Below are 14,835 nucleotides of genomic sequence, written 5' to 3' on the forward strand. Positions count from 1 at the left end.
CGATGGCAAATACGGATAAACTCAGTCTTCCGCTTATTGAGCCGAACATGACTGCGGACGTGCCGCGTGACGTGAATGCGCTGGCCGAGGCGGTGGACGCGAAGGTGGGCGTAGCGGGCGGGCTTGCGGTACTTGGTGCGGACGGGAAGGTGCCCGCGGACCAGCTCAACGTAAAGGACCCGGCTGACGCGAGTCTGACGCAAAAGGGTATCGTACAGCTTACGAACGCCACCAACAGCACGTCAGAGACTTTGGCACCGACAGCTAAGGCGCTGAAAACCACTTACGATTTGGCTAATAGTGCTTACAGAGCAAGGGGCAACGTCCCGAGTGACTGGAACACCGCAATATTATCTGGCAACTATGCCGTAGCGCTCGCTAATTGGACGGGATACTCTAATTACCCCGCTGGTTCATACACTTATGGGAAACTTGTTGTTCACGGCGATTATGGATTACGCGTTCAGACGTACCACACACACGACAACCCCGGACGTGTATACACTCGCGTTTCCTTCAATGATACTGATTGGAGGGCATGGACAGAGGTAATCACCAGCAACACGACTGCGAATTGGCAAAAATACAGGCTCACAACAGATACAGGGTCAAACATCCTTTACATTAGCGGCGACTTGAATAACCTGACCAAAAACGGGTTTTATGCGGGGGAAAACCTTGGCAATTGCCCGTTGGGTAAGGCTCTTGGCACTTGGGCATATATAGAAGTCATGTCCTTGGACGGAACGAGTGGGTACGTCATCCAGAAACTTTATAACCTGCACGGGGATTTTTCTTTTTACGTGCGGACGCAAAAAAGTGGGACATGGGGTCCTTGGTCCCAAGACCTTTTTACATCTGTCGTTGACGGTAAAGGCGCTGTTGCTGGCGTAATCAACGGCAAGGGTGGAACCGCGAGCGCAAGCAACTCGTTCGCAGAACTTGCGACAGCGATAACGAACCTTCCTGTAAAAAGGTTTGCTTCCGGTACGTTTAACGGGCAAAGCGCACAAGCGACGAGTAACACGGTCGGAGTGGGCATGACCGTGGCTGTCGCTCTGCCTTTTACCGTGAATCGCGTGTTTATACGGGTTGTATTGGCCGAAACGGACGGTACGCGGCATGTAGACGCTATTGTGATGTCTTCCAGCGTATTTAACGACAACATAAGTGCTAAAGGCTGGCGTAATAACTACGTCAACGTCGGATATCTCGAACCTCCGATTCAAGGGTTTAGCGTAAAACTGTCCGGCAGCAGGATAGACGCGTATGCCGGTGGCTCGCCGGTCGCTAAAATTTCCGCCTATGAGTGGTGGGCGTACGAATAAACGGAAGGGGGCCGCCTAGCGCATGGAACAGACGTTAATAAACGCAGCACTCAAGGACGGTATCTTCGCCGTCCTTTTTGTCGCGCTCTTTTTATATCAGTTGCGGGAGTCCCGACGCATTCAAGACGATGGTAAAGCGCGTGAATCCCGCATTCAGGACGAGGCAGCCGAGCGGGAATTACGCATTAATTCGGAAGCGCGCGAACGGGAGGACCGTCTGTTAAAACTTGCGGAGGGCATCACGCATCAATTCGAAACGCTGGCGCAGCAGTACGAGACGCTTGCGATCGACGTTAACGATATCAAATCGGCAATTAAACGGGAGGGATGACCAATTGTTAAAGCTAGAACAAGTCCGCGCTAAATCCGCGAAACGGCTCGAAGGCGTAGCGCCAGTAGTCAAAGCCGCCGCCGAAGCGCTTATCGACCGTTGCTATGCTCGCGGCGTGTGGATCGTAATTACGCAGGGATTGCGGACGTACCCGGAACAAGACGCACTCTATGCGCAAGGGCGCAACGGGGATAAGCGGCAGAAGGTTACCAATGCGCGCGGCGGCTATTCGATTCATAACTTCGGATACGCCGTCGATTTTGCGCTACTACTTCGCGATGGGCGGTCCGTATCATGGGAGACGCTGCGCGACGATGATAAGGATTCGTTACCGGATTGGAGCGAAGTCGTCGAAGAAGCGAAGCGGCTCGGGTTTGAGTGGGGCGGCGACTGGCGTTCATTTACGGACATGCCGCATATTCAGATGGTATTCGGATTATCTACCGCACAATTCCGCGCAGGCAAGCGTCCGAGTCAGGCACAACTTAACGCAGCGATGACGAAGATTAATAAATCGGAGGATGATGACGAGATGACGACGGAGGAAAAGGCGGCTTTTAAAGCGTTGCAGGATCGTGTAATCGCGCTGGAGTCTGCGAATAAACTCGCGAAGGTACCAGCGTGGGCGGAGCGGGCGTGTGTTAACGCAAAGGCAGCCGGGGCACTCGATACGGCAAACGATGGATCGTACGACTTCTACCGGATGATTACCGTACTCGACCGCGCTGGCGTGTTTAGTACGAAGGGAGGTGTGGCGTAATATGGACGGAGCTAAACAACGATTAACTAATCCGTTATTCATCGCAGCGGTCGTCGGACTTGCGTATCAAGTCCTCGGAAAGTACGGAGTAGCGCCCGACTTCGGAACGTGGCAAATCGGCGTTGATATCGTTTCGTACGCGTTGATCGGTACTGGCGTGTACTCGACGTTTAAGAAAGCGGAAGAGAAGGCGGAAGATACGAAGTAAGACGAGTAAAATCGGACTCATTTGCGCGATAATGCGTAGGTGGGTCCGTTTTTCTGCGTTTTCTTTTAGTGACAACGGACTAGTCCGATGGTATTATTTAGGTAAACGTGAGATAACGGAGGGGATTCGGCGTGAAAGATCAGGAACCCGCAGTAGCGGCGAAAGCGGTCGAAGAAGACGAGGACGACCCTAGTTTTTGGGATATGTTCCCGTTCGATAAGTTATACGCGAGATTAATATCCGGCTTTATAATCGGAGGTATCATCCTGTGGTTTCTATACGGACTATTACGTTATGGTCTCGTATTTAACGTAACGATAAACTAGCGCTTGTCTCTTTGGAGGCGAGCGCTTTTTCTTCGTTTATGGGCGTGGGTTGTACCGCGCTTCCTCTACTCTTCGCATATCTAATCCGAGGTATTTACGCATTAAAAGCCTGGCCTCCGCCGCGACGTACGAGTTAAGCATCGTAAAGCGGCCGTGATAGCCCCGGCACTGGTACAGCGCGACTACTTGTACGGAGTCTCGTGTTTCCTCGTAAACCTTTACGCCACGTTTGCGCATGGCCGCGCGTACGTCCTTTAGATCGGCGCTTACTCTATCCATCGCGCGATCGGCAGTTTCTACGTAAGGGCCTGGCGTACGTAACCCGGCTGATTCTGAAAGTATGCGTTTATCGCGTTCGAAAGCGGTAAGTACCATCGGGAGTAACAAGTATGTACGGACGAGTGCGTGATCCTCTGCGGTTATCTGCGTAGTCATGTTGCGAGCCTCCGTGTTAGGAACGTTTGTTCTTATTATATTCGCATAAACCGGACTTTACAATAATACGTTGACACGCGATGAGAAAACGTGATATGATCATTTTCGTTGGTGAAACGAATAATGCGCGTAAGATAATCGCTAAACATTTCGCTAGTCGGTCCGTATCCCCTGCGTAGAGACAAACTTTACGAAGATGAAAACGGCCGGAAACAGCGCTAATATGCCGGGGTGGCGGAATTGGCAGACGCACAGGACTTAAAATCCTGCGGTAGGTGACTACCGTACCGGTTCGATCCCGGTCCTCGGCACTATAGTTTTACTCTTGAATCCCTTGATAATCAAGGGATTTTTTATTTTTTAGTGATTGAAATCATGACTTTCATATCACAGGGAGCGAGCGCTTTTTTCGCTCTTGGGGACGAACTTTTGGATCGAAGATGTCAAGGTGAGCTGTTGTTTTGCGACTGGGCTTCTTGGTGACGTGCGCATAGGTATCTGTGGTCACCTGAGTGGAGTGTCGCAGTCGATGTTGAATCGCCTTGATTGATACACCCCGTCCTAGCAAATAGGTTGCATTGGTGTGGCGGAGTCCATGAAGTGAACATTACGGAATCCGTTCCGCTCACACTAGTCTTTCCATCGTTGGGATGGCGTTATGTGGTAATAGGGCTTTCCCGTCCCAGAGTGGAAAACAAAGTTGCGATCTCCACCTTGCTACACACCGATCGCCTTTCACCGTCGCAAAGGCGCGGGAAACCAGTACAGCGTCCTTATGGGGACCTGCACTATGGCCGATGATCTCTCGATTAAACAGATCAACGAGCACGCAAATATAGTGCACTGGTTCTGGACTTTCACATAGGTTAGATCACTGACCACGAAGCGTTTGGCTTCTGTTTGGCTGAACTCGCGGTTCAGTGTATTGGCGATAGCAGCTTCGTTACAAGCGGCTTTATTGGGCTTATATTGCGCCACCGTGTATGTTGAAACGAGTCCCCGCTCGTTCATGATTCGACCGATTCGACGTCTGGAAACGACCAACCCGCGTTCGTGGAGCTTGGTTTTAATCTTACGGGTGCCATAAGCTTTTCGATTTTTGTGAAAAATGTCCACAATGGATGTGGTCACGTCATCTTCCTTCGACTCTTCTTTGGCTTCGTAATAAAACGTGCTTCTTGCGATTTGCAGGACGTCACACATGGCTGATACCGAGTATTTATCAGGGTTGTTCTGGATGATAGCTACTTTCGTCTCATGATCAGCGCGGCTTGCTTTAAAATATCGACCTCTATTTTGAGACGCTGATTTTCTTTGCGCAAAGCGATCAGCTCATTCTCTTCTGGTGAACGATTGTTCTTCTCCTTGAAGGAGCCCGTTGGCTGAACTTGCTTAATCCAGCGATCTAGAGCCGAGGCTGTGAGGCCATATTCCTCCACCAAATCTGCTCTTGACTTCCCGTTCTCGTATAATTGCACCATTTGCTTCTTGAACTCTGCTGTAAAAGTATGTCGTTGTTTCGGCATTGTAGAGATCCGCTCCTTAGGATGATAGGTTTTGTTCTACAAGCCCTCATTTTTATTGTCCAACTAAGTGTAGCTGATCCACTTTTCTGTTTGCAGTACCACAAGTTTTCACCCGATACGATTAAGATTGCCAGAGTGTATTATATGCGGAATCAGTTTGAATTTAGAGTAGATGTGAAAAAGGACTCCGCTGGTCTATAACCACCAGTATGGAGTCCTTTTAGTTTATTCCTGATCACTTCTCGTAAAAACTTTTCCAATCAGGACATATATGATTAATGCAATAATCACAGCCAGACCGTAGTCGATAATGAACTTAATGATATTTTCTAATGTAAAAAATCCAGTTCCAGTGTTGTATTGAAAAAATTCTAGCCTTCCGTAAGTTAGATTCCCAATAATATTGCCGATGAGCAGTGCGATGATAAATCTCCAAATATTTTTCACAAAATACCTCCTTTTAATTGAAAATAGAAGTTGTTATAAAATAAACTATAGTTTACCATAAATAGTGTGATGATTACATCAATGGTAAATGCATATAAAAAACAATGAGGAGTTGAAGTGGTGAAAAAAGTTTGGATAACCTCACTTATGGCCGCAACTTTACTAACAGGTGTGATTGCGGTACCAGCCTCAATGTACGCATTGCCTTTTACAGACTCTAGTAGTGTTTCTAGTAGTGCTAAGGATTCTCTTAGTGAATCAGAATTACAAGATATCGAAGGTATTTCCGAATATTTCAATTTGTCTGAGCAGGAAAAAAATGATTTTATTAAAGCCATCCAAAATAAAGAAGACCGTGGAGAGTATCAAACACAAGGGAAATTGAGTTGGGCAGTAAAAGCTTTAAAAGCAGGATTTGATAAACTTCCGGCCTCAGTGAAAGCTTTTATTGGAGTTGAGGGTTTCTTACAGATCCTAGGTGTTGTTGACAACTTCACTGGAGCTATTGAAGATGCAATATATGCAGGAGCTTTGCAAGTGACTGGGAATGAAACTGCTGCCTGGTGGGTTACTAAAGCTTTAATGTTACTTTTATAGGATATTCCACAATAAGATAAATGGTGTGGATTTTGAACAATCTAATCAAAAAGCTCTGCTAACCTTAATTGGTCGGCAGAGCTTTTTTTATTTCCCGAAGCGCCTGAATTAGCTCCTTAGTGCCGTGAAAGAGACAAAAGGCAGCCAGCACCAAGAAACAAGCATATATATACTCAAATGGCATGTGTCAACCTCTTGGACTACTGTCAATAGAATGGACACCTTCAAGCGGGTTTTCGGTACAATCGTTCATACTGATTTGGAGATACATAACCTAGGGAAGAGTGGATTCGTTTTCCATTATAAAAGCATGTAATATATTCGAAAATCTGCTTCTTTGCCTCACGACGGGTTTTGTAGTGGTCTAAGTAAATCAGTTCCTTCTTTAGAACGCTGTGAAAGGATTCGATACAGGCGTTGTCATAACAGTTCCCTTTGCGGCTCATGCTGCCTTTCATAGGGTACTTAACCAGCTTAGCTTGATACTCGTGAGATGCGTATTGGCTCCCACGATCTGAATGATGCAGAACCTCTTTGCCCGGTCGTTGGACACGATAGGCTTGGTCAAGGGCCTGAATGACTGACTCTTTAGTCATCCGAGAATCCATGTAGAATCCTACGATTTTGCGGCTGTACAAGTCCATCACGCTCGCCCAATAAAGCCAGCCTTCATCGGTGGGAATATACGTAATATCCGTCATCCACACCTCGTTTGGGTCCTCAGCAACAAACTGCTGGTTTAAAAGGTTCTCATGAACAGGCAGTTGGTGTTTGGAGTTCGTAGTTGCTTTGTATTTTTTCCATGATCCCAGATTCTCAAAGAGAAAGATCGGAGGGGAATGGTACTATCCAGCTCGCGAAACGAGAGCCTAATTAGAAAAATGGATTTTGGAGCAATAAATCAATTACTCGTAAACGATCAATTGATACACAACCCCAAAAATATACCTCACACGGTGGTAAAATTTTACCATAATAAAAGGTTATTGCATTGCTACTTACCTGAGATAAAATATACAATTACAGCAGGCTAAATAGGAGGATGGTGTATCTGTGTTATCTGCTTTTTTATATATTTTAATTGGGGTATTCGATGCTTTGGCCGTTGTTACTTTGGTTTTAAAGCTTTATATGCTTCCCGTTTGGGAATATCGTAGAAAAATACTTTTTTACGCAATTGGCATAGCTTTGTTTTCCTTTCTAATGAGGGTGGTTATAGGTGTGCCTAAATTAGATTTGCCGTTTCAGTATTTGTTTATGATAATCTTTTTTAGATTTGGTTTAGGAATCAAAACACATCTTGCGGCTTTTTCTACAGGTTCTGGTTTAACAGCCTACATTAACCTACAGCTATTTGTATATGTATTTGCGAATTTTTTCGGAGTAGCACAACCGGGTGCTATCAATTATACTTCTGGGCTTTCTATTTACTTTATTCAGTTATCTTCTATCATTATTGCATACTTGATTTCTTTTGTTATGGGGAAATATAACTTTGGATTCTCGTTTATAATTCAGCCTCCACACGATTTTTTAAGAGGTGAAAATTATTTCTCATCCCTAAATAAGATGTTAATTATAGGTGCGCTAATATCAGCGGTCACCATCTCTATTACTTTATATATGCTATATAACTCTAGTACAATAGGATTACTTTCTATTTCATTGTTTACTTTCGGATTGTCCTATTTCTTTTCAGATCGGGGGGATTACGAGGATGCTAGAAGCGTTATCCAGGCACATCGCAACGGAAATAAAAAAAGCTGATCCTGATGGACCTACAAGTGTAGAAGTGATGGAATATGCACTCGGGATAAGGCTTACTGAATTTTCGACTATATTTTTTGTCTCACTTACAGGCTGGCTAACAGGTCATTTCTTCGGGTCGTTATTAGCGCTTGGCAGTCTTATGTTAATAAGAAAATTTTCAGGAGGGGCACATTTCTCTAGTCTAACATTTTGTTTATTTTTCACAACAGCAGTATGTGTTACTATACCTTTTTTCTCTATGGGAATATCGACATTTTTAATTATTAGCGTTTGCTCATTATTAGTGTTTTTTGTTTATGCACCTAATCATTTTATCTATATTGAAAAGTCTGCAAACCATAAGTATTTCAAAATCATATGCATTTCCATTTGCCTGTTGAATTTCTGTGTACAATCACACATAATATGTTTATCTTTAGTTATACAAGCTTTCAGTATTCTTCCTTTATGGAAAGGAGGTGAACGGAAATGGACAAGAGATTGGCAAGAGCATTAAATGTAAAACTTGGGAAATACGCTGGCGAATCTATTAAAAATGAAAAAACAGTATTTGGCGCTACACCAATACCAGAAGAGCTGAAGAAAAAAGATCAGAAGAGTCAATAAACGAATTGATATATGGAAGATGGAAAGCGGATTCTTACCACCAATTGTTATGTGACAACGCATTATAAGGATACCCTAAATTAATCTCAGCTTAATTAGCAAAATTGAAACAGATATATTCGGAGGTTCAGTTCACTTCAAAGGATCTGGATTCATCTGCTCCATGTCATACAATAAACTCAAAACCCTTAAAAAGCTGTGGAAATGACCCGTTAATTTTGCGGGTCATTTTTTACTATATTATCACCTTGAATACAGACGGCAGAGGAGTTTCGTGATATGAAAAAACATCAAATTGTAATACCGTGGGATGCGCTGACACTTGAGTCTGTGCGTCCAGTCGGCCAATCGCCTTGAGGAACTGATACCCGCTAACCTAGTGGTCTTTGGTTGTTGATTTTGCTTTTAGTGGAGTGACCACACAGGCAAAAAGAGCAATGAGGGAATATCCCTCCTGCTCTTTTTCATTGGGGACAGACTGTAGGTCAAGCGATAGAAGTCAGTCTCAAAGGGCGTTTTTTTGTTTTTCAAGATGACGGAGTATTATTCCGAACACGGGCAACGGGACCGATAGGCGACGATTATTTGAGCTGCGTAGGTTCATTAGCTCTGACAACATCTACCTTGCTTAAAAACAGATAACAAATTGTAAAGGAGAGTGCGACAGCAATGATCATTCCGGAAATGGCATAGATAAAGTAAGGCCCAAAATAAGCGGGAATGCTAAATATGCTGGATAACACATATCCATACAATCGGACACCGAAAAAGCTGATAAAAGCCGAAGCAACTGAACTTGCGATGATGGCGGCTAGAAAAGCTTTTTTATACTTAGCCAGAACACCGAATAAAGCGGGTTCAGTAATTCCCAAAAGACCAGAGACGGCGGCTGAAACAATAATAGATTTTTCTTTAGGTGTGTTTACCTTGTAATACACTGCAAATGTTGCGCCTACGATTGAAAAGTTAGCCATACACATCATAGGCATTAACATATCGTAACCTTGTGTTGCAAAATTCTGCAAAGCAATCGGAGTCATTGCATGATGCATGCCAGTAAAGACAGCCAAAGGTCGAATCGCACCAACAACAACGCCAGCAAGGATGGGAGAGATACCGAATAAGCCTTGAACAAGCCAAGCTAAGCCATTGCCTAGGTGAATGCCAATGGGACCGATAACGGATAACGCAAGGAAGCCTGAAATAAACAAGGTTAACGTTGGCGTAACTACGGTTTTTAACACTTCTGGCATAAATCTATTGACAATTTTATGAATATGGCTCATTGCCCATACGGCAAAGATAATCGGGATTACAGTACCGGTGTAATTAAACACTGGGATAGGAATAAAGCTTAAAAACTGAAACGAGGAAAGTTCCCCGGCCTTGGCCGCATCCACCATCGTTGGAAACATAATGGTAGCAGCGATTGCTATCGCTAAATATTCGTTGGTTTTGAAAATTTTAGCCGCCGAGGCTGCCAGGAAAAACGGTAAAAACGTAAATACCCCGCTCGCCATCATGTTAATGATCTGAATGGTTTCGCTTTGATCCGAGATGACATGTAGGGCGGTCAACCCTGCGATAAGTCCCTTGATCAATCCTGCCCCGGCAATAGCTGGAACGATAGGCCCGAACACGCCGGATACAATATTCATGAAGAGTGTAACAAACCCCTTCTTTTTTTCAACACTTGCCTCATCTTCCTTTTGAACATCCGTTAGCTTTAATTCACTGGCCAAAATATTAAAATATTCCGCGACTTTAGGACCGAGAATGATTTGGAATTGGTCATTATTAAACTGCGCCCCTAAAACTGGGTCCAATTCCTTAATTTTGTCTATGTCCACTTTGTTTTTATCTTTTAGATCAAACCTGAGTCTGGTCATGCAATGCCAAGCGTTTTGAATATTGCTTTCTCCTCCGACCCCATAAATCATGTCTTGTACCGCTTTCACTTTGTTCATTAAAATTCTCCTGTCCTAGGAATATAAAGTATTGGTTCCGTTTACATTCTGAATGGTATCACAATGGTCTGGCGAATAAAAGCAGTCCAAAATAAGCTTTGTTTCATGAAAAAACCTTGATACATAAGGTTTTTTTGAACTTTTCATGCTAAATTGGACTGGTTTTTTTAAACAATTCGACAATTTACCCAGCCAAATTGATTCTGCATTTCAAACATGTTTCAATTAACCTAGAAATTCTTAGAAAAGAGGAGACATATGAACCCTTCCATCATCACTAATGTGGAATGTTTTGTGCTTAAACCTGACCGACATAATCTGGTGATCGTCAGAGTAACTACAGAAAATAAAATTACAGGATATGGTTGCGCCACTTTTCAGCAGCGCCCGAAAGCTGTTCAACTCCTCGTCGAGGAGTACCTTAAACCTATATTGATTGGAAGAGACGCTAACCATATTGAGGACTTATGGCATATGATGATGGTCAACTCTTATTGGCGTAATGGACCTGTACTGAATAACGCTATTTCTGGGGTGGATATGGCTTTGTGGGACATTAAGGGTAAAATAGCCGACATGCCCTTGTACCAGCTGTTTGGAGGCAAATCGAGGGATGCGATACCTGCATATACTCATGCAGTTGCAGACAACATCGAGGATTTGTACCGAGAGATTGATGGTATTCTTGAGCAAGGATATAAACATATCCGGTGCCAACTTGGCTTTTATGGGGGGAATCCTTCGCAATTGCACGCTCCGGAATACTCAACCCAGGGTTCCTATTATGACCAGGACGAGTATATGCGAACAACCACCAAGATGTTTGCTTTATTAAGGTCAAAATATAATGACCAGTTTCATATCCTGCATGACGTGCATGAACGACTTTTTCCGAATCAAGCCGTACAGTTTGCAAAAGACCTCGAATGCTATAAACCGTACTTTGTTGAGGATATTTTACCTCCGGATCAAAATGAATGGTTAAGTCAGATACGCTCCCAAACCTCAACTGCAATAGCCACCGGAGAACTGTTCAATAATCCTTTAGAATGGAGAAGCCTTATTGCCAACAGGCAGATTGATTTTATTCGCTGCCATGTATCTCAAATTGGAGGGATCACGCCTGCTCTTAAGCTCGGAGCCTTATGCGAGGCATTCGGAGTTAGAATTGCTTGGCATACACCATCAGACATTACTCCTATTGGGATCGCCGTTAACACGCATCTTAATATTCACCTGCACAGTGCCGCGATCCAAGAGAATATTCCTGTTAAGGAGAACACACGCAGCATTTTTACACCCATCATAGACGCTAAAGACGGATATATTTACCCTCTTGAACTTCCGGGCATCGGTGTGGAATTCAATGAAGAACGGGCGAAAAATTATCCGGTGGAATACAGGATGCACGAATGGACGCAGGCGAGATTGCCAGATGGAACACTGATGACCCCTTAAAACAGGCAGCTTCTCCAGCATATAGGGACCCTTATGCTGGAGAAGCTGCCTGTTTAGGTGAATGCTTCTATAAGTTTCTTCTTTTGTGATGCTCGTTATTGAAGGCTGTCAAATACGTACATTTATAGTCAATGGCTACGATTTCGCTTTTCTCAAAGATAATCCCATTATTAAGAATGCCGCGGCTTGATATTTTCATTGCTGGGCTCTTATTCTTTTGTTGTAAGAGCATAGCTTGTTCTTTACTTAGGGCGATTGCCTCATAGGTATTTAGGTAATGCGAAATCGTATATTTATGTTTTTTCACATAGGATTGAATGGAGTGTTCGGCATCCGTGTGCGTAAGGATTGGAAACAAAATAACAGGTAATCGGGACAACTCTAATTGCATCGTTTGATAGTTAACGATTCTTAGACGTTGATATACCCATACCTCATCGCTACTTGTTATTCCAAAAATCTGTTGGTCCTCGGGAGTAGCGGGTTGCTTTTGCAACTCGATTACTTTGGATTTTATGTTGGAGTATGGGTTCTCAGTTAAAGAGTTATAGATGAGTGGACTGGTCTGAATATTCTTTCCTATGAAGATGCCTGATCCTTGAACGACTTTAACCAAGCCCATGTATTTTAATTTTTTGATTGCTTCATGGATGGTGTATCGTGAAACATTATACTGCTTTGCGAGTTCTCTTTCCGTCGGCAGTTTCCAGTCAGGATAATGATTTTGATAGATTTTGCTCAATAAATCGTGAATTACAAATTCCTTTTTGTTCACTAATAAGCCCCCTAGTTGTTGGTTCATTGATATTTTTATCATACTGTTATAGCAACTATTATCAAGTGATCAGAGTAATTATGAGATAGAGGGAGGAATGCAGATTTGTCTTTCTTGGACATGTTATCTCTAACAAATCTTCGTGTCCCGTTAGGCTAAGTATGCCACCAACCTATAAAATAAAGGTAAGAAGAGTCTTCATCGTTGAATAGGAGATGACTATAAATGAAACTCTGTGAACCTCTGATCATTTCATCTGAAAGCGGATACAATCTTCGGGCTGTCGGAAGTGTGCCAGTTGCCCACGCTTGGAGAATGATTGCTCGAGATCATAAGCAAGTGTTTGGCAGAGAGCCCTTGCAAACAGAAGAAGAGGCCTCGATCATTATCCGTTATGCGCAGGAAGAGGATGATTGCCCGCAGTGGCCAGAGGGCTATTGTATGCGTTTTATTGCTGGTGAGAAGGGAACGGTACTACATATCATAGGCCGTGATGAGCTGGGGATCATTTATGGGTTGCTTCATTACAGTCGCTTCGTGCTTGGTGTGGAGCCGTTCTGGTTCTGGGCGGAACTCCCTCCGACCAAGCGGGATACAATAGTCCTGTCGAGCCAGAATTATGACAGTGCACCGTCCAAGGTTCGCTATCGGGGCTGGTTCGTCAATGATGAGGTCTGCCTGATTGGCTGGAAGGATGATTATCCACCAACGGAGCAGGTGTGGGAGCCCGTTTTTGAAGCGTTACTACGCTGCGGTGGCAACATGGTGATCCCGGGAACGGATTTACCGCGCACGGGTATTCATCATAAGCTTGCAGTAGAAATGGGATTATGGATTACACATCATCATGCCGAGCCGCTGGGTGCAGAGATGTTTTTGCGCGCTTTTCCAGGGAAACAGGCCAGCTACAAGGAGCATCCCGAGCTGTTTGAGCAGCTATGGCAGGAAGCGATTGAACGGCAAAAGAGAGAGAAAATTGTATGGGTATTGTCTTTTCGTGGGCAGGGAGACAAGCCTTTTTGGGAAAATGATCCTTCTTTTAATACGCCGGAGAAGCGCGGACAATTAATATCTTATGTGGTTCGCAAGCAGTACAGTATGATCTGCGAATTTGTAGAGCAGCCTGTGTGTAGTATGGCGATGTATGGCGAGATTGCCGAGTTATACAAGCAGGGTCATATTGAAGTCCCCGAAGGGGTGATTAAAATATGGGCGGACAATGGTTACGGTAAAATGGTATCCCGGCGCCATGGGAATCTCAACCATCGTGTACCCGCATTACCCAAGGTGGAGTATGAAGGCAAGAACGGTGTATATTATCATGTGACCTTCCACGACTTGCAGGCGTCGAACCATCTTACTCAATTTCCCTCCTCAGCCGAGCTGATTGTGGACGAATTAACGGCAGCATTTGCCGCAGGAGCAGACGAGTATCTGTTGGTCAATTCAGGTAATATTTTGCCACATTTATATACTCTGCATTTGACAGCGAATTTATGGACGTATGGTAACGTGGATGCTGAACAGCAGCTTATTGATTTTATCGGGAGGTTGTACAGTCGTCAGCATCAAGAGATTTCCCAATTATACCGGGATTATTCCCGTTGTACTATTGTTTATGGCCCGCATAAGGATGATCGAGCGGGGGAGGAATTCTATCACCATCCAGCGAGGCAAATGATGGGCTTTTGGCTGCAAGGCAAAGAAGGCAGTGATCAACGGCTGTGCTGGGCTGCTGGAGAAAGACCTTTTGCTGAGCAGGTACGCTGGTTCAAGGAAAAAGCCGAGTCGGCCATCCCGGGCTGGGTTGAACTGCGAGAGCGGTGTCTACGAATTATGAAACAATTACCTGAAGATGAATATCGCAGACTATACAATCAGCTTTTTGTACAGATTGAATTGCATCTAAGCGGTTGCCGCGGGCTGGCTAACATCTGCATCGCTTACGGGTTATTTCTTGAAGGAGATTATCCACGAGCATTTATACAAGCTTCGCATGCCGTTTGGAACTACCAGACGGGTAGAGAAACGCTCTCGCTCGCAGGGACTGGAAGATGGGAGCATTTCTACCGGGCAGATTGGTTGACTAATCTCGATAACACCATTTCTCATGCGGACACAGTGCGGAGGTTTCTCCGGATTCAGGGAGATAGTCCCGATATGTTCCTGTGGTACAAACAATATGTAATGGCGGAAACCGAGAAACATATCTACCTGGAGAATACGCATCGCAAGCCTCTACCCGATGATGAATTGGCACGCTGCTTGGAGAAGGTGCTATATTAGAGGAGTCGGTCCCAG

General features: G+C 44.5%; 15 protein-coding genes, 1 tRNA gene and 3 pseudogenes. 12 read left to right on the forward strand and 7 right to left on the reverse strand.

Features of this window, described 5'->3' with window-relative positions; genetic code table 11:
* Window positions 1-2 precede the first annotated feature (2 nt).
* The 5 genes from ACIFQM_RS11450 to ACIFQM_RS11470 all read left to right on the forward strand — a co-directional run bounded on the left by ACIFQM_RS11450 (window position 3) and on the right by ACIFQM_RS11470 (window position 2,953).
* Window positions 3-1,328 (forward strand): pyocin knob domain-containing protein, encoded by a 1,326-nt coding sequence (locus ACIFQM_RS11450; RefSeq protein WP_430065597.1) that lies wholly within the window; start codon window positions 3-5, stop codon window positions 1,326-1,328.
* Window positions 1,329-1,350: 22 nt separating this feature from the next.
* The gene (locus tag ACIFQM_RS11455; protein WP_430065599.1) at window positions 1,351-1,659 is read left to right on the forward strand and encodes a BhlA/UviB family holin-like peptide; all 309 of its coding nucleotides are present in this window, start codon (window positions 1,351-1,353) and stop codon (window positions 1,657-1,659) included.
* A gap of 4 nt (window positions 1,660-1,663) precedes the next feature.
* Window positions 1,664-2,419 (forward strand): M15 family metallopeptidase, encoded by a 756-nt coding sequence (locus ACIFQM_RS11460; protein WP_430065601.1) that lies wholly within the window; start codon window positions 1,664-1,666, stop codon window positions 2,417-2,419.
* A 1-nt stretch (window position 2,420) separates the two neighbouring features.
* Window positions 2,421-2,627, forward strand: a complete 207-nt coding sequence (locus ACIFQM_RS11465; RefSeq protein ID WP_430065603.1) for a hypothetical protein — start codon at window positions 2,421-2,423, stop codon at window positions 2,625-2,627.
* 131 nt (window positions 2,628-2,758) lie between these two features.
* Entirely contained in the window at window positions 2,759-2,953 is a 195-nt protein-coding gene (locus ACIFQM_RS11470; protein WP_430065605.1) for a hypothetical protein, read from the forward strand.
* Between the two features lie 36 nt (window positions 2,954-2,989).
* On the opposite strand, the gene ACIFQM_RS11475 is transcribed toward ACIFQM_RS11470, so the two are convergent.
* Window positions 2,990-3,388, reverse strand: coding sequence for a hypothetical protein (locus tag ACIFQM_RS11475; RefSeq protein ID WP_430065607.1), 399 nt, complete (start codon window positions 3,386-3,388; stop codon window positions 2,990-2,992).
* Window positions 3,389-3,613: 225 nt separating this feature from the next.
* On the opposite strand from ACIFQM_RS11475, the gene ACIFQM_RS11480 reads away from it, so the two are divergent.
* Window positions 3,614-3,699, forward strand: a tRNA-Leu gene (locus ACIFQM_RS11480).
* A gap of 71 nt (window positions 3,700-3,770) precedes the next feature.
* Here the strand turns inward: ACIFQM_RS11480 and ACIFQM_RS11485 are convergent.
* From ACIFQM_RS11485 to ACIFQM_RS11495, 3 genes and pseudogenes are all read right to left on the reverse strand, one after another.
* Window positions 3,771-3,977 (reverse strand): annotated as a pseudogene (locus ACIFQM_RS11485) (hypothetical protein); the annotation flags it as partial.
* Between the two features lie 144 nt (window positions 3,978-4,121).
* Window positions 4,122-4,914, reverse strand: a pseudogene (locus ACIFQM_RS11490) (IS3 family transposase); the annotation flags it as partial.
* A 225-nt stretch (window positions 4,915-5,139) separates the two neighbouring features.
* Window positions 5,140-5,361, reverse strand: a complete 222-nt coding sequence (locus ACIFQM_RS11495) for a hypothetical protein (RefSeq protein ID WP_430041895.1) — start codon at window positions 5,359-5,361, stop codon at window positions 5,140-5,142.
* A 120-nt stretch (window positions 5,362-5,481) separates the two neighbouring features.
* Here ACIFQM_RS11495 and ACIFQM_RS11500 point away from each other — a divergent pair, with 120 nt between their 5' ends.
* Window positions 5,482-5,958, forward strand: a complete 477-nt coding sequence (locus ACIFQM_RS11500) for a hypothetical protein (protein WP_430041897.1) — start codon at window positions 5,482-5,484, stop codon at window positions 5,956-5,958.
* Between the two features lie 224 nt (window positions 5,959-6,182).
* On the opposite strand, the pseudogene ACIFQM_RS11505 reads toward ACIFQM_RS11500, so the two are convergent.
* Window positions 6,183-6,758: pseudogene (locus ACIFQM_RS11505) on the reverse strand (IS3 family transposase); the annotation flags it as partial.
* A 253-nt stretch (window positions 6,759-7,011) separates the two neighbouring features.
* Here ACIFQM_RS11505 and ACIFQM_RS11510 point away from each other — a divergent pair.
* From ACIFQM_RS11510 to ACIFQM_RS11520, 3 genes are read left to right on the forward strand one after another with little or no spacing between them, the layout of a single operon-like run.
* A complete protein-coding gene (locus ACIFQM_RS11510; RefSeq protein WP_430041899.1) occupies window positions 7,012-7,725 on the forward strand; it encodes a hypothetical protein in 714 nt (237 codons plus the stop codon).
* Window positions 7,726-7,753: 28 nt separating this feature from the next.
* A complete protein-coding gene (locus ACIFQM_RS11515; RefSeq protein ID WP_430042232.1) occupies window positions 7,754-8,224 on the forward strand; it encodes an accessory gene regulator B family protein in 471 nt (156 codons plus the stop codon).
* Window positions 8,197-8,334 carry a hypothetical protein gene (locus tag ACIFQM_RS11520; protein ID WP_430041901.1) on the forward strand — a complete coding sequence of 46 codons (138 nt, stop codon included), beginning with the start codon at window positions 8,197-8,199 and terminating at the stop codon, window positions 8,332-8,334. Before ACIFQM_RS11515 ends, ACIFQM_RS11520 begins: the two co-directional genes overlap by 28 nt.
* 581 nt (window positions 8,335-8,915) lie before the next feature.
* On the opposite strand, the gene ACIFQM_RS11525 is transcribed toward ACIFQM_RS11520, so the two are convergent.
* Window positions 8,916-10,301, reverse strand: a complete 1,386-nt coding sequence (locus tag ACIFQM_RS11525; RefSeq protein WP_430041903.1) for a PTS transporter subunit EIIC — start codon at window positions 10,299-10,301, stop codon at window positions 8,916-8,918.
* Window positions 10,302-10,559: 258 nt separating this feature from the next.
* Between ACIFQM_RS11525 and ACIFQM_RS11530 the strand changes: the two genes are divergently transcribed.
* A complete protein-coding gene (locus tag ACIFQM_RS11530) occupies window positions 10,560-11,759 on the forward strand; it encodes an enolase C-terminal domain-like protein (protein WP_430041904.1) in 1,200 nt (399 codons plus the stop codon).
* 67 nt (window positions 11,760-11,826) lie between these two features.
* Here the strand turns inward: ACIFQM_RS11530 and ACIFQM_RS11535 are convergent, their stop codons facing one another.
* Window positions 11,827-12,534 carry a GntR family transcriptional regulator gene (locus ACIFQM_RS11535; RefSeq protein ID WP_430041906.1) on the reverse strand — a complete coding sequence of 236 codons (708 nt, stop codon included), beginning with the start codon at window positions 12,532-12,534 and terminating at the stop codon, window positions 11,827-11,829.
* A 225-nt stretch (window positions 12,535-12,759) separates the two neighbouring features.
* On the opposite strand from ACIFQM_RS11535, the gene ACIFQM_RS11540 reads away from it, so the two are divergent.
* The gene (locus tag ACIFQM_RS11540) at window positions 12,760-14,820 is read left to right on the forward strand and encodes a glycosyl hydrolase 115 family protein (protein WP_430065609.1); all 2,061 of its coding nucleotides are present in this window, start codon (window positions 12,760-12,762) and stop codon (window positions 14,818-14,820) included.
* The last annotated feature ends 15 nt before the right edge of the window (window positions 14,821-14,835 follow it).

The organism is Paenibacillus sp. NRS-1782 (genome assembly GCF_050467685.1).
Lineage (GTDB): Bacteria > Bacillota > Bacilli > Paenibacillales > Paenibacillaceae > Paenibacillus > Paenibacillus terrae_A.

What these genes read in the sequence shown, in the direction of transcription:
- ACIFQM_RS11515 (WP_430042232.1), top strand. Translation starts at nt 7,754, where the DNA reads ATGGAATATGCACTCGGGATAAGGCTTACTGAATTTTCGACTATATTT.
- ACIFQM_RS11450 (WP_430065597.1), top strand. Translation starts at nt 3, where the DNA reads ATGGCAAATACGGATAAACTCAGTCTTCCGCTTATTGAGCCGAACATG.
- ACIFQM_RS11530 (WP_430041904.1), top strand. Translation starts at nt 10,560, where the DNA reads ATGAACCCTTCCATCATCACTAATGTGGAATGTTTTGTGCTTAAACCT.
- ACIFQM_RS11525 (WP_430041903.1), bottom strand. Translation starts at nt 10,301, where the DNA reads ATGAACAAAGTGAAAGCGGTACAAGACATGATTTATGGGGTCGGAGGA.
- ACIFQM_RS11475 (WP_430065607.1), bottom strand. Translation starts at nt 3,388, where the DNA reads ATGACTACGCAGATAACCGCAGAGGATCACGCACTCGTCCGTACATAC.
- ACIFQM_RS11455 (WP_430065599.1), top strand. Translation starts at nt 1,351, where the DNA reads ATGGAACAGACGTTAATAAACGCAGCACTCAAGGACGGTATCTTCGCC.
- ACIFQM_RS11520 (WP_430041901.1), top strand. Translation starts at nt 8,197, where the DNA reads ATGGACAAGAGATTGGCAAGAGCATTAAATGTAAAACTTGGGAAATAC.
- ACIFQM_RS11465 (WP_430065603.1), top strand. Translation starts at nt 2,421, where the DNA reads ATGGACGGAGCTAAACAACGATTAACTAATCCGTTATTCATCGCAGCG.
- ACIFQM_RS11540 (WP_430065609.1), top strand. Translation starts at nt 12,760, where the DNA reads ATGAAACTCTGTGAACCTCTGATCATTTCATCTGAAAGCGGATACAAT.